The sequence below is a fragment of the Ideonella sp. P3_A4 genome (assembly GCF_056403075.1).
Map to the genome: position 1 here is coordinate 1 of NZ_JBFUGE010000770.1, position 2,556 is coordinate 2,556.

General features: G+C 67.2%; 3 protein-coding genes and 1 pseudogene. 1 reads left to right on the top strand and 3 read right to left on the bottom strand.

The window, feature by feature from the left end; all coding sequences use genetic code 11:
• The coding region (locus tag AC1DYI_RS32440) for a hypothetical protein (protein WP_477208230.1) at positions 1 to 407 on the top strand (407 nt) is incomplete at its 5' end.
• A gap of 107 nt (positions 408 to 514) precedes the next feature.
• On the opposite strand, the gene AC1DYI_RS32445 is transcribed toward AC1DYI_RS32440, so the two are convergent.
• The 3 genes and pseudogenes from AC1DYI_RS32445 to AC1DYI_RS32455 form a co-directional block, all read right to left on the bottom strand.
• Entirely contained in the window at positions 515 to 1,036 is a 522-nt protein-coding gene (locus tag AC1DYI_RS32445) for a CHRD domain-containing protein (protein WP_477208231.1), read from the bottom strand.
• Between the two features lie 123 nt (positions 1,037 to 1,159).
• Positions 1,160 to 2,311, bottom strand: coding sequence for an ABC transporter ATP-binding protein (locus tag AC1DYI_RS32450; RefSeq protein WP_477208232.1), 1,152 nt, complete (start codon positions 2,309 to 2,311; stop codon positions 1,160 to 1,162).
• Between the two features lie 25 nt (positions 2,312 to 2,336).
• A pseudogene (locus AC1DYI_RS32455) lies at positions 2,337 to 2,556 on the bottom strand (carbohydrate ABC transporter permease); the annotation flags it as partial.

The following is a 2,556-nucleotide window of genomic DNA, read 5'->3' on the forward strand; positions in this document are numbered from 1 at the left end:
ACGAACACTACGACGGCGTGGTCGCCTACAAGCAGTACCGCAAGCTATGGGGCAAGAACACGACCGTCTCGATCGGCTTCGAGACGGCGCCCGAGGGCTGGGCCGGCGGCATGCTGGTGGTCAACAGCGCCGACGCCCAGTGCACTGGCTCGCGCATCCTGCAGGACCAGTACGGCAAGGCTATCGATGCCCCGTACTCGGTGCAGCGCTTCTCGGCGGCGGTCAAGAAGAGCAAGAGCCCGAACAACAATCCGCATGATGGCGCGATGCTGTGGAACGTCGTGAAGACAGCCAGCGGTGCCTGTGGCACGGCCCAGATCGCCTCGCCTGGCCCCATCGGCCACAAGACATCGCAGATGCTGGGGTTCATGGACGACCCGATGCTGGACGTGTCGCCCTGGAAGTAATCCGCTGCGCCGTGGTCAGGCGGCTCGCCGCTTGATTGGCATGGCATGAGCCCCAAGCGCGCCGGCGACCCGGCGCGCTTTTTTCATGGCGATTCAACGCGGACCGCTCAATCGTCCTTGGTCGACAACTGCGCGCGCACCTCGCCGCCAGGGAACTTGGTCGAGTGCACATTGGCGTAGGCCGCGCCGGCCTTGATGGCTGCCACCAGCTCGGCAAACTCGCCGGCATCCACCCCTTGGCCACTGGGGCCGATCACGTTGGCGGCCGTCAAGGTGCCGGTCACCACACCGGACTGCAGGCAGGTGGGCGCCAGGCCGGTCGGGTCAGGGTTGAAGCTGGTCTGGCACAGAAAGACCATGATGCCGCCGTTGACCTTGCGCTGCCCGAAGTGGATGTGCGCCTGGCGTACGTCGCCTTCCAGCCCGCTGTAGGCGAGCCGGTACTGAATGCTGCTGTTGGTGTCGTCGAAGTTGGCAGAGAACTTGCCCGTGGCCGCCGTGGCGACCGAGGGCACTTCCGACAGGCCCTGAAGCTGGGAGTCGACGTCGTGCGCCTGGGCGACGCCGGCCGCACTGAACGCAGCGAAGGCGAGCAGGGTAGAGAGGCAGGTGAATCGGGTTCTTGGCATGCTGACTCCTTGGAGAAACTTGGAGGAAGAGGGCGGGCCGAGCGGCCAACGTCCGGCCAAACGAGGTGGCCAGCGGTGAGTGCCGCGGACAGGGCAACCGGTTGCTGCTTCCGCCTCCGTCGCTCAGTGCGCCAGCGACGCCTGGGGCGGGCCGTCCGGGGCGCCTTCGGGGAACAGCCGCCGGCAGGCCCGGCCGTCGGTGATGAACACATGCAGCGCCTCGGCCGGCGCCCAGGCGACGACACGGTCACCGGTGCGCAGGCGCGTGTGCGCATTGCCGCGTACGACCAGCTCGTGGTGGTCGTAGGCGCGCAGGTGCACCAGGTGTGACTCACCGAGTTGCTCGACCAGCACCACCTCGGCGTCGAGGCGGATGCCATCTGCCAAGCCGGTTGCGCCGGCTTCGGCCAGGCGCAAGTGCTCGGGCCGCACGCCGATCTCGACCGCCTGGCCTTCGAGCAATCGGGCGGTCTCGACCGTGGCCCGGGCGGGCTGGCCGAACGGCAGCTCGAACTGCACGACCGGGCCGGTGGCCGTCACCTTGGCCGGCAGCAGGTTGATCTGCGGTGAGCCGATGAAGCTGGCGACGAAGCGGTTGGCGGGKTGCTSGTACAGGTCCAGCGGYGCGCCGGCCTGCTGSACGCRGCCCTCGTGCATSACCACGATSYKGTCGCCCAGCGTCATCGCCTCGACCTGGTCGTGCGTCACGTAGACCATCGTTGCGCCCAGGTCGCGGTGCAGCCTCGCCAGTTCTACACGGGTCTTCACGCGCAGCGACGCGTCGAGGTTGGACAGCGGCTCGTCGAACAGAAACAGCCGCGGCTCGCGCACGATCGCGCGGCCGATCGCGACGCGCTGGCGTTGGCCACCTGACAGCTCGCGCGGTTTGCGCTCGAGCAGGTGCTCGATGTGCAACGCCCGTGCGGCTTTCTCGATGCGACGCTGCCGCTCGGCCTTGTCGRCACCGTGCAGCTTCAGGCCGAACGCCATGTTGTCGAACASGTTCATGTGYGGGTAGAGCGCATAGCTCTGGAACACCATTGCAATGCCGCGCTGCGCCGGCGGCAGGTGGTTGACCACCTCGTCGCCGATGCGCAGCTCGCCGCCGGTGATCTCTTCCAGCCCGCACATCATGCGCAGCAGCGTGGTCTTGCCGCAGCCGCTGGGGCCGACCAGCACGACGAACTCGCCGCTGTCGATCTGGAGGTTCACGCCCTGCAGCACGGTGGTGGCGCCGTAGGTCTTGGAAACATTGGCCAGTGAGACGCGGGTCATGGTGGGTCCGAACGAAGAATGAAGATCACTTGACCGCGCCGGCAGTGATGCCGCGGATCAGCTGGCGCGACATCAGCGCATACAGCAGCAGCACCGGCAACACGGCCAGCGACAGGGCGGCGAGCACCGCGTTCCAGTCGGTGGCGAACTGGCCGATGAACTGCTGCACACCGAGCGTGATGGTCTGCGTGCTTTCGCCCGGCGCCAAAATCAACGGGAACCACAGGTCGTTCCAGATCGGCACC